20 protein-coding genes are annotated in these 21,910 nt (G+C 65.3%); 18 read left to right on the top strand and 2 right to left on the bottom strand.

Annotated features, from left to right (window positions below):
• Positions 1 to 8 precede the first annotated feature (8 nt).
• Entirely contained in the window at positions 9 to 914 is a 906-nt protein-coding gene (locus tag PMN64_RS28075; protein WP_411782999.1) for a LysR substrate-binding domain-containing protein, read from the bottom strand.
• Positions 915 to 994: 80 nt separating this feature from the next.
• Here PMN64_RS28075 and psrA point away from each other — a divergent pair, with 80 nt between their 5' ends.
• The 14 genes from psrA (at position 995) to PMN64_RS28005 (ending at position 18,196) form a co-directional block, all read left to right on the top strand.
• Complete coding sequence (gene psrA / locus PMN64_RS28070; RefSeq protein ID WP_411782990.1) at positions 995 to 2,125, top strand: iron-containing alcohol dehydrogenase PsrA; 1,131 nt, start codon at positions 995 to 997, stop codon at positions 2,123 to 2,125.
• A gap of 25 nt (positions 2,126 to 2,150) precedes the next feature.
• Positions 2,151 to 3,398, top strand: a complete 1,248-nt coding sequence (gene phnA / locus PMN64_RS28065; RefSeq protein ID WP_411782998.1) for a phosphonoacetate hydrolase — start codon at positions 2,151 to 2,153, stop codon at positions 3,396 to 3,398.
• Positions 3,399 to 3,424: 26 nt separating this feature from the next.
• Complete coding sequence (gene phnY / locus PMN64_RS28060) at positions 3,425 to 4,873, top strand: phosphonoacetaldehyde dehydrogenase (RefSeq protein ID WP_411782989.1); 1,449 nt, start codon at positions 3,425 to 3,427, stop codon at positions 4,871 to 4,873.
• Between the two features lie 84 nt (positions 4,874 to 4,957).
• Positions 4,958 to 6,274: an MFS transporter gene (locus PMN64_RS28055; RefSeq protein WP_080686905.1), complete on the top strand. Its 1,317-nt coding sequence runs from the start codon at positions 4,958 to 4,960 to the stop codon at positions 6,272 to 6,274.
• A 373-nt stretch (positions 6,275 to 6,647) separates the two neighbouring features.
• On the top strand, positions 6,648 to 7,952 hold the full coding sequence (locus PMN64_RS28050) for an MFS transporter (protein ID WP_411782988.1): 1,305 nt from the start codon (positions 6,648 to 6,650) through the stop codon (positions 7,950 to 7,952).
• Between the two features lie 52 nt (positions 7,953 to 8,004).
• Positions 8,005 to 8,781 carry an aspartate/glutamate racemase family protein gene (locus PMN64_RS28045; RefSeq protein WP_411782987.1) on the top strand — a complete coding sequence of 259 codons (777 nt, stop codon included), beginning with the start codon at positions 8,005 to 8,007 and terminating at the stop codon, positions 8,779 to 8,781.
• Between the two features lie 63 nt (positions 8,782 to 8,844).
• The gene (locus PMN64_RS28040) at positions 8,845 to 9,603 is read left to right on the top strand and encodes a GntR family transcriptional regulator (RefSeq protein ID WP_411782985.1); all 759 of its coding nucleotides are present in this window, start codon (positions 8,845 to 8,847) and stop codon (positions 9,601 to 9,603) included.
• The gene (locus PMN64_RS28035; protein ID WP_411782984.1) at positions 9,600 to 10,364 is read left to right on the top strand and encodes an aspartate/glutamate racemase family protein; all 765 of its coding nucleotides are present in this window, start codon (positions 9,600 to 9,602) and stop codon (positions 10,362 to 10,364) included. The genes PMN64_RS28040 and PMN64_RS28035 overlap by 4 nt, the downstream gene beginning before the upstream one ends.
• Entirely contained in the window at positions 10,364 to 11,776 is a 1,413-nt protein-coding gene (hydA, locus tag PMN64_RS28030) for a dihydropyrimidinase (RefSeq protein ID WP_411782983.1), read from the top strand. The genes PMN64_RS28035 and hydA overlap by 1 nt, the downstream gene beginning before the upstream one ends.
• A gap of 43 nt (positions 11,777 to 11,819) precedes the next feature.
• A complete protein-coding gene (locus PMN64_RS28025; RefSeq protein WP_411782981.1) occupies positions 11,820 to 12,704 on the top strand; it encodes an alpha/beta fold hydrolase in 885 nt (294 codons plus the stop codon).
• A 450-nt stretch (positions 12,705 to 13,154) separates the two neighbouring features.
• Entirely contained in the window at positions 13,155 to 14,801 is a 1,647-nt protein-coding gene (locus PMN64_RS28020; RefSeq protein WP_411782997.1) for a phospholipase C, read from the top strand.
• Between the two features lie 108 nt (positions 14,802 to 14,909).
• Positions 14,910 to 16,241: a cytochrome-c peroxidase gene (locus tag PMN64_RS28015; RefSeq protein ID WP_411782980.1), complete on the top strand. Its 1,332-nt coding sequence runs from the start codon at positions 14,910 to 14,912 to the stop codon at positions 16,239 to 16,241.
• Between the two features lie 72 nt (positions 16,242 to 16,313).
• On the top strand, positions 16,314 to 17,099 hold the full coding sequence (locus tag PMN64_RS28010) for an aldo/keto reductase (RefSeq protein WP_028343366.1): 786 nt from the start codon (positions 16,314 to 16,316) through the stop codon (positions 17,097 to 17,099).
• A 188-nt stretch (positions 17,100 to 17,287) separates the two neighbouring features.
• On the top strand, positions 17,288 to 18,196 hold the full coding sequence (locus PMN64_RS28005; RefSeq protein ID WP_028343365.1) for a hypothetical protein: 909 nt from the start codon (positions 17,288 to 17,290) through the stop codon (positions 18,194 to 18,196).
• Positions 18,197 to 18,208: 12 nt separating this feature from the next.
• On the opposite strand, the gene PMN64_RS28000 is transcribed toward PMN64_RS28005, so the two are convergent.
• Positions 18,209 to 18,886 carry a DUF599 domain-containing protein gene (locus tag PMN64_RS28000; protein WP_304495688.1) on the bottom strand — a complete coding sequence of 226 codons (678 nt, stop codon included), beginning with the start codon at positions 18,884 to 18,886 and terminating at the stop codon, positions 18,209 to 18,211.
• A 119-nt stretch (positions 18,887 to 19,005) separates the two neighbouring features.
• On the opposite strand from PMN64_RS28000, the gene PMN64_RS27995 reads away from it, so the two are divergent.
• From PMN64_RS27995 to PMN64_RS27980, 4 genes are all read left to right on the top strand, one after another.
• A complete protein-coding gene (locus PMN64_RS27995; RefSeq protein WP_028343363.1) occupies positions 19,006 to 19,659 on the top strand; it encodes a glutathione S-transferase family protein in 654 nt (217 codons plus the stop codon).
• Between the two features lie 219 nt (positions 19,660 to 19,878).
• Positions 19,879 to 20,247, top strand: coding sequence for a YidB family protein (locus tag PMN64_RS27990; protein ID WP_028343362.1), 369 nt, complete (start codon positions 19,879 to 19,881; stop codon positions 20,245 to 20,247).
• A 217-nt stretch (positions 20,248 to 20,464) separates the two neighbouring features.
• Positions 20,465 to 20,668, top strand: a complete 204-nt coding sequence (locus PMN64_RS27985; RefSeq protein ID WP_018272021.1) for a hypothetical protein — start codon at positions 20,465 to 20,467, stop codon at positions 20,666 to 20,668.
• Between the two features lie 153 nt (positions 20,669 to 20,821).
• The gene (locus PMN64_RS27980; protein ID WP_411782979.1) at positions 20,822 to 21,766 is read left to right on the top strand and encodes a hypothetical protein; all 945 of its coding nucleotides are present in this window, start codon (positions 20,822 to 20,824) and stop codon (positions 21,764 to 21,766) included.
• The last annotated feature ends 144 nt before the right edge of the window (positions 21,767 to 21,910 follow it).

Raw genomic sequence — 21,910 nt, 5'->3', positions numbered from 1 at the left:
TGGCGTGACTACAACCGCTGCGGTCCCCTCGCGGTAGCATCACGACCCTTCATCCGCCGGACAGTGTCGATGAACGCCTTGATGATCGGGGAATGACCGCGGCCGCTGTGATGCGCGATGCTGTACTGGGTCTTGATGGTGCGGTCGCTGATCTCCAGCGCGCGCAGATTGGGATGCGGCACGAATTCGAAGTCGGCGACGACGCTGATGCCGAGGCCGCGCTCGACCGCCTTCCACACGCCCTCGCGACTCTCGATCTCGAACACCGGTTCGATCCGGATGCCCTCGGCCTGCATCGTCGCCTCGAACGCGCGCCGGGTGGTCGAGCCGCGCTCGCGCAGCACGATCGGCTGGTCGGCCAGCTCGCGCAGCCTCACCGACTTGCGCTTGAACCAGGGATGGTCGCGGTTGACGAACACGATCACGCGGTGCGTGCGGTAGGGGATCATGGTGACGCGCGGATCTTCCGGGACCTCCGCCAGGATCGCCACATCCGCTTCGAAGTCGACGATGTGGCGGAAGGTGCGTTCGGAATTGCCGAGCAGGGTCGAGATCTGCACCTCCGGATGATCGCGCTTGAACGCCGCGATGATTTCGGTGGCATGGAACGGCCCGACGGTCGCGACCCGCAGGTGTCCCTTGGTGGCCTTGCCGTGCGCGGCCAACAGGTCGTGCGCCTCGTCGCAGAACGTCATGATGCCGCGGGTGATCTCGAACAGCGCGGCGCCGGCCTCGGTGAGCTCGGTGTGGCGCGGCTTCCGGATCAAGAGCTCGACGCCGTAGCTCTCCTCCAGCTCCTTGACCTGAATGGTCAGCGTCGGCTGACCGACATTGAGCACGCGGGAGGCCGCGGTGAAGCCGCCATGGGTGGCGACCGCATGGAAGGCGCGCAGCTGGCTGAACACTATTGACATAATCAATAGAACGCATCCGTAGAATGAATTTGTCAATAGCAGCCGGCGCCGTACCTTCGCGCCAAACGGAGGACGCGCGGATGGACTGGACTTATTCCAACCCGGTGAGGATCGAATTCGGAGCCGACAGCTTCGACAAGCTGCCGGGACTGATCGGCAAGCGCGCCTATGCGCTCGTGACCTATGGCGAGCCGGTCTTCGACGAGCTCGAGCGGCGGCTGCGCGCCGTAGCGGGACCGTCGGTCCTGACCATCCGCGACGTCGCGCCCAATCCGGACTACCGCCTGCTCACCGAGCAGACCGCGCGTTTTGCCGGGCTCGCGAGGCAGCCCGAGGTGATCGTCGCGCTCGGCGGCGGCTCGGTGATCGACTCCGCAAAGGTGTTCGCGGCCGCCAGCGGCGACTTCGCGACCGTCAAGACCTATCTGGAGACGCAGCAGGGCGCCGAGCGTCTCGCGGCGATCCCGATCATCGCGGTGCCGACCACCGCAGGCACCGGCAGCGAGGTGACCTGCTGGGGCACGGTGTGGGACGAGGCCAACGGCAAGAAATATTCGCTGGCGCGTCCGTCGCTCTATCCGACCCATGCGGTGATCGATCCGCGCCTGATGCTCGGCAAGCCGCAACTCCTCACCATCAGCACCGGGCTCGACGCGCTGTCGCACGCGCTGGAGAGCATCTGGAACGTCAACAACAATCCGGTGTCGGCCAACCACGCGGTGGCCGCGGCGCGCAGCATCCTCGACGTGCTGCCGAAGCTCGCCAATGACCTCGGCAATCTCGAGCTGCGCAGCCGCATGGCGCAGGCGGCGCTGTTCGCGGGCCTGGCGTTCTCCAACACCAAGACCGCGATCGCGCATTCGCTGTCCTATCCGATCACGCTGCGGCACGGCGTGCAGCACGGAATCGCCTGTTCGTTCTCGCTGCCGATGGTGCTGCGGAGCGTCAAAGGGGCGGGCGGGCTCTGCGAGGACAGCTTGAAGCAGATCTTCGGCGCCGACCTGGCGCGGGCGGCCGACGATCTCGAGGACTTCATGGCGCGGCTCGGCATCTCCTGCAATCCGGCCGCCTACAGGATCGAGCGCGCGGAATGGCACGCGCTGATCGCGGACTCGCTTGAAGGCGAGCGCGGCCGCAACTTCTTAGGGTCGAAGGAACGGCTGATCGAGGCAGCGCAGACGCTGCGGATGCCGAGCGCGGTGAACGCGTGACGACGGCGCAGTGACAGGGAGAGGCATCATGCAAGACAATCGCAAGACAATCACCGTCAACGGGCGCCGTTACGACGCGCCGACGCAGCCAACCGTCGTGATCTGCCTCGACGGTTCGGAGCCCGGCTATATCGAGCAGGCGATCGAGGCCGGCGTCGCGCCGACCTTCGCGCGCTTCATGAAGGACGGCGCGCATGTTCATGCCGCCAGCGTGATCCCGAGCTTCACCAATCCGAACAACCTCTCGATCATCACCGGGCGGCCGCCCGCGGTGCACGGCATCGCCGGCAACTACTTCTATGACACGGCGAACAACGCCGAAGTCATGATGAACGATCCGAAATTCCTGCGCGCACCGACCATCCTCGCCGGTGTCCATGACGCCGGCTACAAGGTCGCCGCCGTCACCGCCAAGGACAAGCTGCGCACATTGCTTGCGTACGGTCTGGACTATTCGAGCGGCCGCGCCATCGCGTTCTCGTCGGAGAAGGCCGACCAGGCCACCAAGGCGGCCAACGGCATCGATGATGTGCTCGATTTCGTCGGCCTGCCGCTGCCCGAAGTCTACTCGGCCGATCTGTCCCGCTTTGTGTTCGCGGCCGGCGTCAAGCTGGTCGAGCGCTACCGTCCCGATCTGATGTACCTGTCGACCACCGACTACATCCAGCACAAGGTCGGGCTTGGCACCAAGGTTGCCAACGACTTCTACGCGATGATCGACGGCTATCTTGCGAAGCTCGATGCGCTCGGCTGCAATATCGTGGCGACCGCCGACCACGGCATGAACGACAAGTTCTTGCCCGACGGCAGGCCCGACGTGATCTACCTCCAGGACGTCATGGACGACTGGACGGGTGCGGGCGCCGCACGCGTGATCCTGCCGATCACCGATCCCTATGTCGCTCATCACGGTTCGCTCGGCTCGTTCGCGACCATCTACACGCCGGAGGGCGCCGACGTCGACACGCTGCTGTCGCGGCTGCGCGCGACCGGAGGCATCGAGGTCGCGCTGACCCGTAACGAGGCTTGCGCCAGGTTCGAGCTGCCGCCGGACCGGATCGGCGACATTGTCGTGATCTCCACCAGGCACAAGGTGCTCGGCACCAGCGAGTCGCGTCACGATCTGTCGGGCCTGACCGAGCCGCTGCGCTCGCATGGCGGGCTGACCGAGGAGCGGGTGCCGCTGATCGCCAACCGCAAGATCGCGCTGCCGGCCGGCCATTCCCTGCGCAATTTCGACGCCTTCGACGTCGCGCTCAACCGCATCCAGTGACGCTATCGGACCCCAAGGACAGTGCCATGAACATCCAGAGCCCGGCCGTGCGCCACGAGCAGATGCGGATCGCAGGCAGCCTCGTCGACACCGACGAGCACGTCGAGGTTTTCAATCCCTACACCAACAGGGTGGTGGGCACGGTGCCGGCGGCGCGGCCGGAGCATGTGCGCAGCGCCTTTGCCAGGGCGGCCGCGTTCAAGCCGAAGCTGACGCGCTACGAGCGCCAGCGCATCCTGCTGCGCACCGCCGAGATCCTGGCCGGCCGCAAGGAGGAATTCGCGCGGCTCATCACCGCCGAGTCCGGCCTGTGCTGGAAGGATTCGCTTTACGAAGCCGGCCGCGCCTACGACGTCTATTCGTTTGCCGGCCAGCTCGCGATCAAGGACGACGGCGAGACGTTCTCCTGCGACATCAGCCCGCAGGGCAAGGCGCGCAAGATCTTCACGACGCGCACGCCGTTGCTCGGCGCGATCTCGGCGATCACGCCGTTCAACCATCCGCTCAACATGGTGAGCCACAAGATCGCGCCGGCGATCGCGACCAACAACCGCGTGGTGCTGAAGCCGACCGAGCTGACGCCGCTGACCGCGCTTGCGCTCGCCGACGTGCTCTACGAGGCCGGGCTGCCGCCGGAGATGCTGTCGGTGGTGACGGGCAATCCGCATTCGATGGGCGATGCGATGATCACCGATCCGGACGCCGATCTCGTGACCTTCACCGGCTCGGTCAGGGTCGGCAAGCACATCGCCGACCGGGCGGGGTACAAGCGGCTGGTGCTCGAGCTCGGCGGCAACGATCCCCTGATCGTGATGGAGGACGCCGACCTCGAGAAGGCGGCCGAGCTCGCGGTCACCGGCGCCACCAAGAATTCCGGCCAGCGCTGCACCGCCGTGAAGCGCATCCTCTGCGTCGAGGCGGTCGCCGACGATTTCGCTGCACTGGTGCTGAAGAAGGCGAGCAAGCTGAAGTGCGGCGACCCGATGGACCCGACGGTCGACGTCGGCACCGTGATCCACGAGGGCGCGGCGAAGGAATTCGAGCGCCGCGTCAATGCCGCCGTCGCCGACGGCGCCGAGCTGCTGCACGGCAACGCTCGCGACGGCGCGCTCTATCCGCCGACCGTGGTCGACCGGATTCCTTACACCAGCGAGCTGGTGATGCAGGAGACCTTCGGTCCGGTGATCCCGATCATCCGCGTGCCCAACGACATCGACAGCGTGATCCGGATATCGAACGCGACCGCGTTCGGCTTGTCGTCGGGCGTCTGCACCAACCGGCTCGACTACATCACGCGGTTCGTCAATGAGCTCGACGTCGGCACCGTCAATGTCTGGGAAGTCCCGGGTTACCGGATCGAGATGTCGCCGTTCGGCGGGATCAAGGACTCCGGCCTTGGCTACAAGGAAGGCGTGCAGGAGGCGATCAAGAGCTTCACCAACGTCAAGACCTATTCGCTGCCCTGGCCGCCATAGGGACGACCGAACGAGGGCCGCACGCGGACGACAAGAACAACGCGGCGGCCGACTGCAATCACCAAACAATCAGGGGAGGTCTCAATGTCGATCACGTTCAGTCCGTCGGGCGTCGGCTCGGTCGGTGTCCAGAATCCGGAGCTTGCGACATCGTTCCGCCGCGCGCAGTGGCGGATGCTGTTCGCGGCGATGTTCTGTTATCTGTTCTTCTACACCGGGCGGCAAACCTTCGGCTTCGCCATTCCCGGCATCCAGGCCGAGTTCGGCGTCACCAAGGAGGCACTGGGCTGGGCCAGCGCGGCGCTGCTGTGGTGCTACGCGGTCGGGCAGGCCATCAACGGCAATCTCGGCGACAAGTTCGGCGGCCGCCGCGTGATGAGCGCCGGCGCGATCCTCTCCTTCATCATGAACTGGGCCACCAGCCTCTCGACCGGCATCGTCAGCCTCACCGTGTTCTGGGGCATCAACGGCTATTTCCAGTCGATGGGATGGGCGCCGGGCAGCCGGCTGCTGTCGAACTGGTGGGGCCGCCACGAGCGCGGCACGGTCTACGGGCTCTATACATTCGCGGCGGGGCTTGCCTCGGTGCTGTCGTTCGTCACCTCGCTGGTCGTGGTCGGCTACTTCCAGCTCGACTGGCGCTGGATTTTCCGCATCCCGGTGGTGCTGCTGCTGCTCGGCGGCATCGCGTTCTATCTGATCGCGCGCGAGAAGCCCGAGGACATGGGCTTTGCCTCGCCGCATGACGAGGCCGACGAGGTCTCGGCGGCGGAAGCCGCGGTCGACGCCAATGAGGGTTCGCTCGCGCGCTACAAGGCGGTGCTGTCGAACTGGCGCCTTTTGGTCGCCGGCGTCGCGATCGGTTTCCAGAACGCGGCGCGCTACGGCCTCTTGGTATGGGTGCCGGTGCACTTCCTCGGCAGCAACTGGGCCAAGGCCGGCGCCGCCTCGGTGATCGATCCGCGCTGGATCAGCATCGCGCTGCCGGTCGGCATGGCGGTGGGCGCGTTCAGCAATGGCTGGGTCTCGGACAAGGTGTTCGGCTCGCGCCGCTACCTCGCCATCGTGCTCTACATGGCGCTCGCGGCGGTCACCTCGCTGTGCATGTACGCGATCCCGACCTCGGATGTCGTTCTCGGGATGACGGTGCTGTTCCTGTGCGGCTTCTTCACCTATGGGCCGCAATCCTCGTTCTGGGCGCTTTGCCCGGATCTGGTCGGCCACAAGCGCGCAGGGACCGCAACCGGGGTGATGAACTTCTTCGCCTATCTGTTCGCAGGTCTCGGCGAGCCGATGATCGGCCACTTCATGGACAAGCATAACCAGACCTCGCTGGTGTTCCTGGTGGTCGCTGTCTGCGCGACCTCCAGCGCGGTGGTTGCGGCCTTCATCCGCCGCTGACGAACGATCCCTATCAGCGGCTCACCACAGGTCCGCGCTTCCGACGGGAAGCGCGGACCACTGTTTTTGCAGAGCAGAACGCCGTTGTGCGTGCGATCGCTGCAGCCGCAACGCGGGGACCAATTCCCTGAAATTGCCGGGCTCGAGCGAGTGATCTGGCGCCCAATCCCTGATCATTGGCGCTCAATTATAGCGCAAGCATGAGAATATATGCAGTTATATCAATATGATATAATAAATTGCATGCAGAATACAAAATGTGCTTGTCGGCTCGGCCGCCTTGAAGCAGACTTCGCGGAGGGCAGGAGAGGCCAGCAACCTTCGAGGACGAGGGGCGCGCCAGGGCAAAACAATCTGTCGGGAGGAGCGAGCAATGAGCGATCAGGTGTCCACCATCGCAATGGCAGATACGGCAAAGCCGAGCGGCGTGCGCTGGAAGATCTTCCTGCTGATGCTGTTCCTGATCTCGATCAACTATATCGATCGTGCCTCGCTCTCGGTCGCGATGCCGGTCATCGCCAAGGAGTTCGATATCGATCCGGCGATGCAGGGCCTGATCCTGAGCTCGTTCTTCTGGACCTACGCGCTGATGCAGGTGCCGGGCGGCATGCTCGCCGATCGCTTCAAGCCGCGCATCGTGATCGCGCTTGCGACGCTGTTCTGGGGCTTCTTCCAGGCGCTGGCGGCGCTCTCCACCAGCTGGATGCTGCTGCTGTTGACCCGGCTCGGGCTCGGCGCGTCGGAAGCGCCGATCTATCCGGCCGGCGGCAAGCTCAACGCGATCTGGATGACGCAGACCGAGCGCGGCCGCGGCGCCACCTTGCTGGACGGCGGCGCGCCGCTTGGTGCGGCGCTCGGCTCGATCGTGATCGCCTGGCTGATGGCGGCGTTCAGCTCCTGGCGCGTCGCCTTCGTCATCGCCGGCGTCGGCACCATGCTGTGCGGGCTGTGGGCCTGGTACTACATCCGCAACGTGCCGCGCGAGCATCCGTCGGTCAATGAAGCCGAGGCGCGCTATCTCGAGGAGGCGCACGCGATCGAGGATGCGGCGACGCCGCCGTCCTCGGGCGCAAGCTGGATGGCGTATTTCCGGTTTCGCTCGGTGTGGTGCATGTGCCTCGGCTGGATGTTCTTCAACACCACGTTCTACGGGCTGTTGACCTGGATGCCGACCTACCTGTTCAAGGTGCACGGCTTCGACATCAAGGCGCTGGGCGGCGCGTCTTTCATCATCTTCTTCGCAGGCTTCGTCGGCGAGCTGGTCGGCGGCTGGATCGGCGATAACTGGCGGGAGCGGGGCGGGTCGCCCAACACCGTGTTCCGCACGCTGTTCGGCATCGCGGCGATCATGGCGACGGTCTCGATCTTCTTCGTCGCCTACGTCACCAACGCGGTCGCGGTCGTGGTGCTGCTGTCGACGACGCTGTTCTTCCTGCGCTGGTGCGGCATGTACTGGGCAATTCCGTCGGCGCTGGCGGGCCGCGGCAAGTCCGGCTTCCTCGGCGGCTGCATGAATCTCGGCGGCAATATCGCCGGCATCACGACGCCCCTGATCGTCGGCTTCATCGTGCAGGCCACCGGCTCCTACTTCCTGGCCCTGATGTATTTCGCCGCCGCGGGCATTGCGCTGTTGATCTGCTCGACCCTGATCGATTACAGCCGCAAGCTCCCGGTCTAAAATCGATGCGGCCGAATCCGCCAAGGGTTCGGCCGCTTGACGAGGCTCACCAATGACACGTCCTATCAGGCTCGGCATGCTGACGCCGTCGTCGAATACCGCGCTCGAGCCGATCACCTGCGCGATGCTATCGGGCGTCGACGACGTCTCGGCACATTTCTCGCGCTTCAAGGTGACCGAGATCGCGCTGTCGGAGCAGGCGCTGCGCCAGTTCGACGCCAGCGAGATTCTTCGCGCGGCCGAGTTGCTGGCCCATGCCAAGGTCGACGTCATCGCCTGGAACGGCACCTCGGCAAGCTGGCTCGGCTTCGACCGCGACGAGAGCCTGTGCGAAGAGATCACGGCGGCAACGGGTATCAAGGCCTGCACCACGGTGCTGGCCTATCGCGACCTGTTGCGGCGGATCGGCGCCAGCCGCATCGGGCTGGTGACGCCGTATCGCAAGGACGTGCAGGAGCGGATCATCGCCAACTGGAATTCGCAAGGGCTGCATTGTTTTGCCGAGCGGCATCTGTCGCTGCAGGACAATTTCTCCTTTGCCGAGGTCAGCGAAGCCGAGGTCGCGCGGCTGATCGAGCAGGTGGTGCGCGAGGGCTGCGATGCCGCCGTCGTGCTCTGCACCAACATGCACGGCGCCGGCGCAGCCGAGCGGCTGGAGCGGGGATTTGGCGTTCCGGTGCTGGATTCGATTGCTGTGACGCTGTGGGCGTGCCTCACAGCTGCCGGCTGCGATCCGTCGCGCGTGCAGGGCTGGGGCAGCCTGTTCGCGAACCCCGATCTGCGCGCGGCCACCGCGATCCACGTGGGAGGGCGCGATCTCCAATCATGACAATGCAGGCAAGTGGTGACTGAAGCCAAAGCGACCAGACGTACCAAGGAACCCAAGCGCGCGATGACCGCGCTGCAACGCCGGCGCCTACGTGTGCCGCGGGTCGGGCTGCACGAGCAGGCGGCGGCGCGGCTGCGCACCATGATCGTGCGCGGCGAGCTGGCGCCGGGGCAATCGCTGGGGGAGGCGGACCTGTCCGATGCGCTCGGCATCTCGCGCACGCCGCTGCGCGAGGCGCTCAAGCAATTGGCGAGCGAGGGCCTGGTCGAGCTGCGGCTCAACCACAGCGCCGTGGTGGCGCCGTTTCGCCGCGCCGAGCTCGCCGAGCTGTTCGAGGCCGTCAGCGGCATCGAGCGCTGCGCCGCCGAGCTCGCCGCGCTGCGCATGGAGCCGGAAGACTTCGAACGGCTCGCGGCGCTGCAGGAAAAGATCGAGTGGCATCACGGCCGTGGCGAGCTGCGCGACTATTTTCAAGTTAATCAGCAGATCCATTCGGCGATCGTCGGCTTCGCCCGCAATGCCGTGCTGAAGGCGACGCACGAGGCGCTGCTGGCGCGGGCCGAGCGCGCGCGCTTCTTCGCGCTGTCGGTGCTCGGCCGCTGGGATGAATCAGTGCGAGAGCATCAGGAGATTTTGTCCGCGCTGAAGGCGCGCGATGCGGCCCGGGCCGGGCAGATACTGGCCCACCACGTGTGCCGCACCGGCGAGATCGTCGCCGAGACGCTGGATGCCAAGACGCTGGATGCCGAGGCGGACGACGCCGCGGCACCGGAGGCACCGGCAAGACCGCGCGGCCGGAAGACGAGGAGCGTTGCGCCATGAAGATCCTGCTGCTCAATCCCAACACGACGGCTGATGTGACGGATCTGCTTCATGCCGCCGGCAGCAAGGCGGCGTCGGCCGGCACGGAGCTCGTGCCGGTCACCGCCGCGCGCGGCGTGCCTTATATCGCGACCCGCGCGGAGGCCCAGATCGGCGGCGCGATCGCGCTGGAGATGCTGGCCGAAGCCGGCCCCGGCGTCGATGCCGCTGTGATCGCGGCGTTCGGCGATCCCGGCCTGTTCGGCGCGCGCGAGCTGTTCGCGTTTCCGGTCGTGGGATTGGCCGAAGCTGCGATGCTCACGGCCTGCATGCTCGGCCGCCGGTTTGCGATCGTCACCTTCGCCGGCGCGCTGGCGCCCTGGTACGAGGAATGCGTCGCCATGCACGGGCTGAGCTCGCGCTGCGCCGGCATCCGCACGCTTGACGGTCATTTCCAGTCGATCTCGCAGGTGCAGGCCGAGAAGGAGGAACTGCTGGTCGCGCTCGCCAACCGCGCGGTCGAGCAGGACAGCGCCGACGTCGTCATTCTGTCGGGTGCGCCCCTTGCGGGACTCGCGGCAAAGGTCCGCGACCGCATTCCGGTGCCGGTGGTCGATCCGGTCGCGGCGGCGGTGAGGCAGGCGGAAACGCTCGCGGTGCTCAAGCCGCGCAAGGCGGTGGCCGGCACCTTCCGCCGTCCCGATCCGAAGCCGACACGCGGGCTGGCCCAGCCACTCGCCGCAATCATCGAACACCGCTCACCGAAGGAGGGGACAAACTGATGTCCTTCGACACCATCATCCGCGGCGGCACCGTGGTGACCGCTGCCGACACCTTCGCCTGCGACGTCGGTATCCGCGACGGCAAGATCACGGCGCTCGGCCATGATCTCGGCGATGCGGCCACGATCATCGACGCCACCGACCGCCTGGTGCTGCCGGGCGGCATCGACAGCCACGTCCACTTCGCCCAGCCGTCCGGCGACGGCATCGTGATGGCCGACGGCTTTGCCAGCGGCACGCGCTCGGCGGCGTTCGGCGGCAACACCACCGTGCTGCCGTTCTGCCTGCAGGAGAAGGGCCAGACGCTGCGCGAGGCGCTGAAGCATTACCATTCGCTGGCCGAAGGCGAGTGCCATGTCGACGTCGCCTTCCATCTCATCCTCACCGATCCAACCGAGCATGTGCTGGGCCAGGAACTGCCGGCGCTGGTCGAGGACGGCTACACCTCGCTCAAGGTCTTCATGACCTATGAGGGCCTCGCGCTGTCGGACCGCGAGTTGCTCGAAACCATGTCGGTCGCGCGCGAGACCGGCGCCATGCTGATGGTGCATGCCGAGAATTTCGACGCCATCCGCTTCCTGACCGACCGGCTCGAGCGCGCCGGCAACACCGCGCCGCGCTTCCATGCGACCTCGCGGCCGATCCCGGTCGAGCGCGAGGCCACCCATCGCGCGATCTCGCTGTCCGAGCTCGTCGACGTGCCGATCATGATCGTGCATGTCTCGAACCGCGAGGCGATGGACGAAATCCGGCGCGCGCAGCAGAGAGGCTTGCGGGTGATGGGCGAGACCTGTCCGCAATATCTCATGCTGACCGAAAAGGATCTCGATCAGCTCAACATGGAAGGCGCAAAATACGTCTGCTCGCCGCCGCCGCGCGACGTCGCCAGCCAGCAGGCCTGCTGGGAAGGGCTGCAGCAGAAAGTGTTCTCGGTGTTCTCGTCGGATCATTGTCCGTTCCGTTACGGCGACCCGCAAGGCAAGCTTGCGCCGAAGGGGCGCACCAGCTTCCGCTGGGTGCCGAACGGAATCCCGGGTGTGGCGACGCGGCTGCCGATCCTGTTCTCCGAAGGCGTGGTGAAGGGGCGGATCGACCTCAACAGCTTTGTCGCCTTCAGCGCCACCAACCACGCCAAGATCTACGGCCTCTATCCACGCAAGGGCACCATCGCGGTCGGCTCGGATGCCGACATCGCGCTGTGGGACCCGAAGCGCAAGGTGACGATCCGCCACGAGCTGATCCACGACGGCGCGGACTACACACCCTATGAAGGGCTCGAGGTCACGGGCTGGCCGGTGCTGACCATGGTGCGCGGCAAGGTGGTCGTCGACAACGGTACGCTCGTCGGCGGCAAGGACCACGGCACCTATCTGCCGCGCGCCAAGCCGCCGAAGACCGCGACCATTCCGTAACGCGACCATCCCGTAACAAGCAAAGAGAAGGCAGGAGATCAACATGCCCTATGCTGTGACAGACGACGGAGTGCGGCTTTATTTCGAGGAGACCGGATCGGGGCATCCGGTGATCCTGGTTCACGAGTTCGCCGGCGACTTGCGCAGCTACGAGCCGCAGATGCGGCACTTCGGCAAGCGCTTCCGGACCATCGCCTACAATGCGCGCGGCTTCCCACCGTCCGATGTACCGGAGCAGGTCTCGTCCTATTCGCAGGCGCGCGCCGCCGACGATATCCTGGCCGTGCTCGATCACATCGGCGCGCCGAAGGCGCATATCGTCGGTCTGTCGATGGGCGGCTTTGCGACGCTGCATTTCGGATTGCGTCACCCTGATCGGGCGCTGTCGCTGTGCATCGGCGGCTGCGGCTACGGCGCCGAGCTCGACAAGCGCGAGACGTTTCGCGCCGAGGCCGACGTGATCGCGAACATGATCCGCAAGGAAGGCATGCCGGCCTTCGCCGAGCGCTATGCCTACGGGCCGACCCGCGTGCAATATGAAAACAAGGACCCGCGTGGCCACGCCGAGTTCAAGACCATGCTGACCGAGCATTCGGCGGTCGGATCGGCCAACACCCAGCAAGGCGTGCAGAAGGAGCGTCCCTCGCTCTATACGCTGGTCGACCGGATGAAGCGCATCAATGTGCCGACGCTGATCATCACCGGCGACGAGGATTGGCCGTGCCTGCTGCCGGGCATCCTGATGAAGCAGAGCATTCCGTCGGCCGCGCTCGCGGTGATGCCGAACTGCGGCCACGCCATCAACATCGAGGAGCCCGACGAATACAACCGCATCGTCGGCGATTTCCTGGCGCAGGTCGAAAGCGGTCGCTGGCCGCAGCGCGATCCGCGGGCGGTCAGCGCTTCGATTACGGGAATGAACGAGTAGGCTTCACGCCGAGTTGAATCGCAGCCATCATCCGCCACCAGGCCAAGCATCCGCGCTTTTCGAGCAACATCCTCGGAAGGCGCGGATTTTTTTCGGGTGTGAGCACGCCGCGACAGCAGGCGGCGCACAATCTGTTCGCATGATTGCTGTCATTCAATTCCATGTCTTGTGACCGAAACCGCGTTCACAGATAGCCGATCGCGTGAGACGGAAGAGGAGGGCGTCTGTCATGCGCGCAAAGATTGGTCCCTCGATGCCTGCTGCAACCGATGCGGACATGAGCGCGCATCATCGTTCGTCGCATTCATTCGACCGACACAGCGCTGTCATCGGTGGTGGATAACTTGTCGCAGGTCGACGTCATAAATCCTTAAAAATAAAAGGGGCACTACGGTGAAAGCCAAATTTCTTTCGACGGTCGGAGTCTGTCTGGTTGCTGCCGCTGCGGTGATGTGCAGCGCCGCAGCTCAGGACGACAACAAGGGCAATAACGGCCACGATCATCATCCGCACGACATCCACACCCAAACGCCGATCAAGCATCTCGTCGTTATTTTCAACGAGAACCGCTCGTTCGATCACTACTTCGCAACCTATCCTGTTGCGACCAACCCGACCGGCTCTATCCCGTTCACGGCGAAGCCGCATACGCCGAAGGTTAACAACCTCGCCAGCGCCAATCTGTTGACCAACAACCCGAACACCAACCCGGCCAACGGCACCGGCGCGACCAATCCGTTCCGCCTCGACCGCACCCAGGCCAACACCAAGTCGCAGAACCACGCCTACACGCCCGAGCAGCAAGCGGTCGACAACGGCAAGGAAGACCTGTTTCCGAAATTCACCGGTCGCGGCACCGCCGGCGGCGTCGGCGCCTTCGGCACCAACGGGCAGGTGATGGGCTATTTCGACGGCAACACCGTCACCGCATTCTGGAATTACGCCCAGAACTTCGCGATGAGCGACAACAACTGGACCGACACCTTTGGTCCGTCGACGCCCGGCGCGCTCGAGGTGGTTGCCGGCCAGACCAACGGCGCGCAGAACATCGTCGGCTCGTCATCGTCGATCGCCGACGGCCAGGGTGGCCTGACGCTGATCGGTGATACCGACCCTGCCTACGATGCCTGCTCGAGCACGACCAGCCAGGTCCTGATGACCAGCAAGAACATCGGCGACCTGCTCAATGCCGAGCAGATCAGCTGGGGCAGCTTCATGGGCGGCTTCGACCTGACGCTCAAGAACAGCAACGGCACCACCAACTGCGGCCGCAGCACGTTCTCGAGCAACGTCAACGGCACCGTCGTGGACTACATCCCGCACCACGCCTGGTTCCAGTACTACAAGTCGACCGCCAACCCGACCCATGCGCGGCCGAACTCGGTGAATGCGGTCGGACACACCTATGTGCCCGGCGGCAAGACGCTCGACCCGGCCAATCATGCCTACGATCTCGAGGACTTCTACGCCGCGGTGAAGGCCGGCAACTTCCCGGCCGTCTCCTACATCAAGATGCCGGCCTACCAGGACGGTCACCCCGGCAACTCCGATCCGCTCGACGAGCAGGCCGGCAATGTCGAGCTGATCAATTTCCTGCAGAAGCAGAAGGAGTGGGGCGAAACCGCGGTCATCATCACCTATGACGACTCCGACGGCTGGTACGATCACCAGTACCTTGCGCCGATCAGCGCCTCGTATGACCCGACCGCCGACCAGGTCAACGGCCCCGGCCAGTGCGGCCGCGGCATCGGCAAGCAGACGCAGCCGAACGGCCTCAATGGCCAGCCGGTGAACGGCCGCTGCGGTCCCGGCACGCGAACCCCGTTCCTGGTGATCTCGCCCTTCGCCAAGCGCAACTACGTCAGCCACACCCGCATCTCGCAGGCGTCCGTGGTGCGCTTCATCGAGGACAACTGGCTGCACGGCCAGCGTCTTGGCGGCGGCTCGTTCGACGACAGCGTCGAATCGATCGCCGACCTGTTCGACTTCGAGCGCGGCCACGGCCAGGACCACGAGTACCGGCAGGACACGCTGTTCCTTGATCCGACAGCCGGAACGGTCATCGTCAGCCCGCCGGATGATCACCATCACCACTAACGCCCTTCGGTTCTGATCCAATCAGAACCGAAGCTCTGCCCTGACGCGTTCGCTCGCGCGAACTGGTCTCCAGTTCGCGCGAAAACGCTTAACGACACTGGATCTGACATGAACCGCCGCACCTTGTGGCTTCTCGGCGCCGGCTTGCTGTGCATGGCCGGCACTGTTGCGGCCGTCGAGACGCAGGGACTTCCGGGGACCAATCCGAACCCGGTGCAGCTCAGGCGTCCGCCGGTCGCCCCGCTGTCCGCCATGGCGCTGCTCGGTCAGAAGATCTTCTTCGACGCGTCGCTGTCCTCTTCGGGCGGATTGTCATGCGCGTCCTGTCACAGTCCGGACCATGCCTACGGGCCACCCAATGATGGGCCGGTGATGCTCGGCGGGCCCGCGCAATCCCGGCAAGGGACACGCGCCGTGCCGGGCCTGACCTATCTCGAGCGGCAGCCGAATTTCAGCATCGGGCCCGAAAAGGACGAGGACGACAATGTCGTCGACTTCGCGCAACTGGCCGCGCTCGGCCAGCAGGCCGCGCGCGCCAGGAAAGTTGCGACCGGGACTGCCGCGTCGGCCGTCAACATCGTCCCGCAGGGCGGACTGTTCTGGGACGGCCGCGCCGATACGCTGCAGGACCAGGCGATCTTCCCGCTGCTCGATCCCAACGAGATGGACGGCGGCAGCATCGAGATCGTAGCGCAGAAGCTGCGCCAGGCGAGTTACGCGCCGCGCTTCGCCGAGCTGTTCGGCGCCGGTGTCTTCGACAACACGCGGCTGCTGGTCGCGGAGGCGATGTTTGCCGTCGCGCGTTATCAGGTTGAGGAGCCGAGCTTCCATCCCTACACCAGCAAGTTCGACTACTGGCTGGAAGGCAAGGCGCGGCTGAGCGAGAGCGAGTTGCGCGGCCTGCAATTGTTCAACGATCCGGACAAGGCCAATTGCGGCGGCTGCCATACGTCGCAGCCGACCCGGGACGGTCTGCCGCCGCTGTTCACCGATCATCAATATGAGGCGCTCGGCGCGCCGCGCAACGCCGCGCTTGTCAGCAACCGCGATCCCGACCATTTCGATCTCGGGGTTTGCGGTCCGTACCGCACCGACATTGCCGAGCAGACGCAATATTGCGGGATGTTTCTGACGCCGACCTTGCGCAACACGGCGACGCGTCGCGTGTTCTTCCACAACGGCGTCTTCACCAGCCTCGAGCAGGTGCTCGACTTCTATAACTTCCGCGATACCAATCCGGAGAAGGTCTTTCCGCGCGGCGCCGACGGCACGGTGCGCAAGTACGATGACCTGCCGGAAAAGTATCACGGCAATGTCGACGTCAGTGATCCGCCGTTCGAGCGCCATCTCGGCGACACGCCCGCGATGACGGCGCAGGATGAGGCCGACATCATCGCCTTGCTGAAGACGTTGACCGACGGTTACCAGCCGGAGCGGTGAGACGTCGCGACGTTCCACCGCGGAACCGCACTGTGAGTTGGCAGCGCTTCGTCATGCGCGCATAATGGCTGCATGAATGTCGTCGAAGGCAACGGTGCCAGGATCCCGGCAATCGGGCTCGGCACATGGGAGCTGCGCGGGCGGACCTGCGCGCGCATCGTCGAGCAGGCGTTGCGGCTCGGCTATCGCCACATCGACACCGCGGAGATCTACGACAATGAGCGCGAGGTCGGCGAGGGGCTGCGTGCCTCCGGCGTCAAGCGCGACGACGTGTTCGTGACCACCAAGGTCTGGACCACGCATTTCATGGCGAAGGATCTCGAACGCGCCGCCAAGGAGAGCCTGGCGCGGCTGCGCCTGACCGAGGTCGACCTGTTGCTGCTGCACTGGCCCAATCCGCAGGTGCCGCTTGCCGAGACGCTCGGCGCGCTGGCGCGAGTCAGGCTGGCGGGCCTGGCGCGGCATATCGGCGTCTCCAACTTCAACGCGGCGCTGATCGAGGAGGCGGTGGCGACATGCCCCGAGCCGCTCGCCTGCGACCAGGTTGAGTACCATCCTTATCTGGACCAGGCCGATGTGATCGAGGCCTGTCGACGCCGCGGCATGGCATTCGTCGCCTACAGCCCGATCGCGAAGGGACGGGTCAAGGGCGACCGCGCGCTGGCGCGGATCGGCGACCGCTATCGCAAGAGCGCTGCCCAGGTCTGCCTGCGCTGGCTGGTGCAACAGAATGTCTCCGCGATCCCGCGCACCTCGAAGCTCGAACGCCTTCAGGAGAACATCGACATCTTCGATTTTGAGCTGTCGGTCGACGACATGCGCGAGATCTCGGCGATCGGGAGCGCTGACGCGCGATGATGGGCTCCGCGACGCACGGGGTCTTTGCCTGAGAATCAAGTCTCGGAAAAATGGCTGGGTCCTGATCCCAATCATGCTAATGCCCCGCTGGCCGATTGCAGCTTTGGACCGAATGGGGATTGAGGCAGGCGGGTTCCGGCCGGTATTATAGCCGGCGGGGAGAGACATCACTGACGTGATCGAGTGGGATGAAGTTTCGGCCAAACGCGGATCTGATGGCGTCGGTGTTCGTGCACCTGATGCTGCTCGCGCTGATTTTCCTTTATTCGGAGGTCCATCAGTTCGATCCCGTCGCCGCTGACACGGTGCCGGTCGAGATCGTGACGCCGCAGGAGGTCGCCAGGTCCGAGGTCGAGACCAAGCCCGAACCGGCACCGAGCCCGTCGCCGACGCCCGAGTTGCAGTTGCCGTCGCTCGACAAGCCGGTGGATTCAGCCAAGCCCGAACCATCGGCGCAGGCGGCCGCGCCACAGCAGAACGCGCCACAGCAACCACCTCAGAAGCAGGCGACGCCGACGGCGCCCAAGCCCAGCCCGGCGCCGCAACGTGCCGCGGCCGAGCCGCCGCCCGCGCCGCCGGCACCGCAAACGCCACCGATGCCCCAGCCAACGGCGCAGCAACAGGCGGCAGCGTCGTCGCCTGCCTATGCGCAGCCCGAGCCGGATCTTTCGGTCAAATACAATGTCATGCTCGGCCTGCCGCCCGACATTTCCGTGAAGCCGCCCGCCAGCGCGCCGTCCGGCCCCGGACCCGGCAAGGACAATTTCGACGCAGCCGCCACCGAGCAGGCCGACGTCGGCTCGAGCGTGGTCGCCGAATTTCGCCGTCATCTGAAGACCTGCCTGAAACTCCCGCCGACGCTGAGCACGGGTGACGACGTAAAGATCAAGCTCAGGGTGCTCATGAAGCCCGACGGCAAGCTCGCCGCGCAGCCGGTGCTGATCGAGGCCACCGCCTCGGAAAAGGGGCCGCTGCTGCTGAAGAGCGCGACCGAGGCGCTGCAGGCCTGCCAGCCCTATGCGATGCTGCCGCGGGATCGCTACGGCGAATGGAAGGTGCTCGACCTCGACTTCAGCCCGCGCGATTTCGCGTCGTAGACAAGGTTCGCTTCAGCTTCCCATCGCCTGCCAGGCATTCGAGGCGAACTGCCGGCGCCAGATCACGATCACGACCGCGGCGGTCGTGACGAACAGCACCCAGGGGCTGACGAACCAGCCGAGATAGCCGAGCGCGAAGAAGAACGCGCGCTGGCCGCGGTTGAAGTGCCGGCCCGCCGTCTCGAACAGCCGCGTGGTGCGGATCACGTGGGCCTCCGCCTCCGGCGTATCGCGCTGCTCGGCCGGCGGCATCGCGCCGAACAGGATCGCCACATAGTTGAACAGGCGATAGGCCCAGGCGAATTTGAAGAAGGTGTAGATGAAGATCAGGATCAGCCCGATGCACTTGACCTCCCACAAAGCGGGCGAGGGCGTGAGGTTGACCGGCAGCGCGCCGAGCACGGCGAGCGCGTCATTGGTGGCGCGCAACAGCGCCAGCCCGCCGCCGATCGCGATCAGACTGGTGGAGGCAAAGAACGCGGTGCCGTTCTGCAAGCTGGCCATGATCTGCATGTCGACCATCCGTGCGTCGCGGTTGAGCAGATTCCGCACCCAGATCTCGCGATAGACATGCATCCGCGCCGATAGGCTGTCGCGCCCATACGCGGTATGCTCCAGCGTGATGGTATAGACCAGCCATTCCAGCGCAAAGAAGCCGACGGCCAGGATGTCGGTCCAATAGCCAGTCATGTTGCCTTCCTTCGTGAGCGCGCGGCTGACTGTCCGCGCCGGGCCGCATCCGCGTCATGTACAGGTTGAACGCGTGCAATGCACTATGGCAAACTACCGTGGCAACAGGATTCCCGGACATGCTCAAGCTCGTCATCGGCAACAAGAACTATTCGTCATGGTCGATGCGGCCCTGGCTGGCGTTGCGCGCCAACAACATCCCGTTCGAAGAGGTCTTCATTCCGCTCTACACGGACCAGACCGACAAGGACCGCATTCTCTCGTTCAGCAAGGCCGGCAAGGTGCCGACACTGATCGATGGCGACGTCAGGGTGTGGGATTCGCTGGCGATCATCGAATATCTCGCCGAGAGATTTCCCGAGGCGAAGCTCTGGCCTGCGGATCGCGCCGCGCGCGCGCATGCCCGCGCCATCTCGGCGGAGATGCATTCCGGCTTCATGCCGCTGCGCAACGAATGCGGCATGAACCTGCACCGGCCGATCCGCGCCGTCGCGCTCTCCGACGATGCGCGCGCCAACGTGGCGCGGATCCAGGAGATCTGGGCCGACTGCCATGCGCGCTACGGCAAGCAGGGTCCGTTCCTGTTCGGCGCATTCTCTGCGGCGGACGCGATGTATGCGCCCGTGGTGCATCGTTTCCGCACCTATGCGATCCCGGTGAAGGCCGAGGCGCAGCACTATGTCGATGCCATGATGGCGCTGCCGGCGTTCGCCGAATGGACCCGCGACGGCATTGCCGAGACGCTGCGGATCGCTCGATTCGAGGATGCCTGACCGGTCTTGGAGCTTCGGTCCTGATTGAATCAGAACCGAAGCTCCGGATTTTTGTTTCGACGCGTTTTCTTCACGCGAACCGGTATCCACTTCGCTCGAAAACGCTCCATGCGCTTCCGAATTGTGACAGCGGTCGCAAAGATCGCGGCTTGACGCCGCGGGGTTGGAGGCGTCGAATCCGGAAAGGCTGGTTTTGCAAGTCGTGAAAGGACTTAGACCATGGGCATTCTCGATTCCCTGGAGAATTCGCCGGAGCTGAAAGGCATGCTTGGCCAGCTTGGCGCGGCGGTGATCCCCGTCGTGCTCGGCGAGGTCTTGGGCAATGGCGGGCAGGGCGGCTTGTCCGCGATCGTCGCCAAGCTCGAGCAGGCCGGGCTCGGCGAGCAGGTCAAATCCTGGATCGGTACCGGTCAGAACCTGCCGATCACGGCCGAGCAGCTCCAGCAGGTGCTCGGCAGCGACACGGTCAAGCAGCTCGCCGCCAAATTCAACATTCCGGTGGACCAGCTGTCCAAGGTGCTCGCCCAGCAACTTCCGGCTGCGGTCGACGGCGCGAGCCCGGGCGGCAAGCTGCCGCACACCGCCTGAGCGGCTGGAATCGGGTTCCAGCCGAGCTCGGCGGGCAATTTCCGGCTGGCACGCAAATTGCTGCCTATCGCCCTGAAAAACCTGCAAAAATTGCACCTTCGCTATGCCCCAATCTTGCTGGATTTGGGGAGGTGCGATGTGCTAGCTTGCCGCAGGGTTCTCAAAATGCCGGCCTGAGCTATCGGGACTGTCAGCTCAGCCAGCAATCTCTAAGAAAATGGAGAGGGCGTTGAAGCATAAGTACTCGATTGGCGAGACCGTCTATTTCACGGCCAGCAACGTGGCGCGCCCCGCCGCGAGCGGCACCTATCAAGTGATCCGGCTGCTGCCGACCGACGGTGACGACTGCCAGTATCGCATCAAGAGCTCGACCGAAGCTTTCGAACGGGTGGCCAAGGAGAGTCAGCTCGCGCTGTCCTGAAGGAGTTGTGCGCAAGCCGGCGGCTGGAGCGGGTTCCGCACCGCCGCCGTCAAAAGGCCCTGTTCGCAGACCCATTGTGCTGAAGGTTGGACGTCGGGGTGGCGGCGTTCGCCGTCGCCGATTGTGCTTACGCTGCGTTGAGGGACATCGCGCATGAACTGGGCTTCCTCGCTGGATCAGATCTGGCGCTCACCGACCTTCCCGATGTGGCTGACGCTGGCCGCGGCGGGGTTCTTTGGGATCGTCGTTCTGGTCACGCTGCTGCGTGCGGAGAAATCCGTCGCCAACGGCGCGCTGACCGTGATCACGCTGCTGTCGATCGCGGTTGCGGTCGCCGCGACGATCCGCGGCTTCGGCCCGGGCGGGCAGGCGGCGCCGGCCGAGACGCGGACGGCGCAACTGGCCAGCCAGACGGTGCCGGCGCTGGCCTGCGTCGACGACCTCGCCGGCGACGCCGTTCTCAACGCCTGCGAGAAGGTGCTGTTCGGTTCATCGGATACGGCCGCGGCGGCGGTCAGCTACGCGGCGGCGCAGGTCTCGCGCCTGACCGCGCTGGGCGATCTCGCGACCGCCGAGCGCAATTCGACCACCGAGTTGCAGGCGCTGCGCCGCGCCATCGAGCATGACCGCTACGGCCTGGTGGCCTATGCGCTGATGGCGCGTGACCACTGCACGCCGACCGCGTGCCCCGCGTTCCGCTCGCTCGGCGACAACCATCAGATCATCGCCAACATGAACGAGCGGACCTACGAGAACCTGATCACGCGCTACGCGGGGTCTTGGAACGCGCCGGCTGGCGCCCAGGCGTCGGCCGCCGCCGGCCTGGTCGCGGCGCTGCCGCAGTCATTGCCCACCGGCAAGCCGACCAATGCGGAGTTTCCGAGCTCGGCGAACACGCCGCCGGTCAGCATCATGACGCCCGAGCCGGCGAAGCCGGCCGCCGCCGCACCGGCCGCGCGCGCCGCCGCCGCGCCGCCTGCTGCGGCCCCGAAGCGGCCGCCGGCAGCGAAGCGCCCGGTCCAGATCGCGCCGGCCCCGGCAGCTCCGGCGCCGCCTCCTGCCGCCGCCAGCGCACCGGCGGCTGCGAACGAACAATGAGCGTGATGACGGCGGCTTGAGCCGCCGTCATTGCACTGTTCCGGCTTCGCTTCGCTCGAAATACGCTCTAAAGCGTGATGGCATTAAGTTCGATAGCCTGAATTTTTGAGGTAGTTGGCACATTCCTCGGAGGTGAAGGCGTCG

The organism is Bradyrhizobium sp. UFLA01-814 (assembly GCF_046718885.1).
Taxonomy (GTDB): Bacteria; Pseudomonadota; Alphaproteobacteria; order Rhizobiales; family Xanthobacteraceae; genus Bradyrhizobium; species Bradyrhizobium elkanii.
This window is presented reverse-complemented; position numbering and strand designations above follow the sequence as displayed.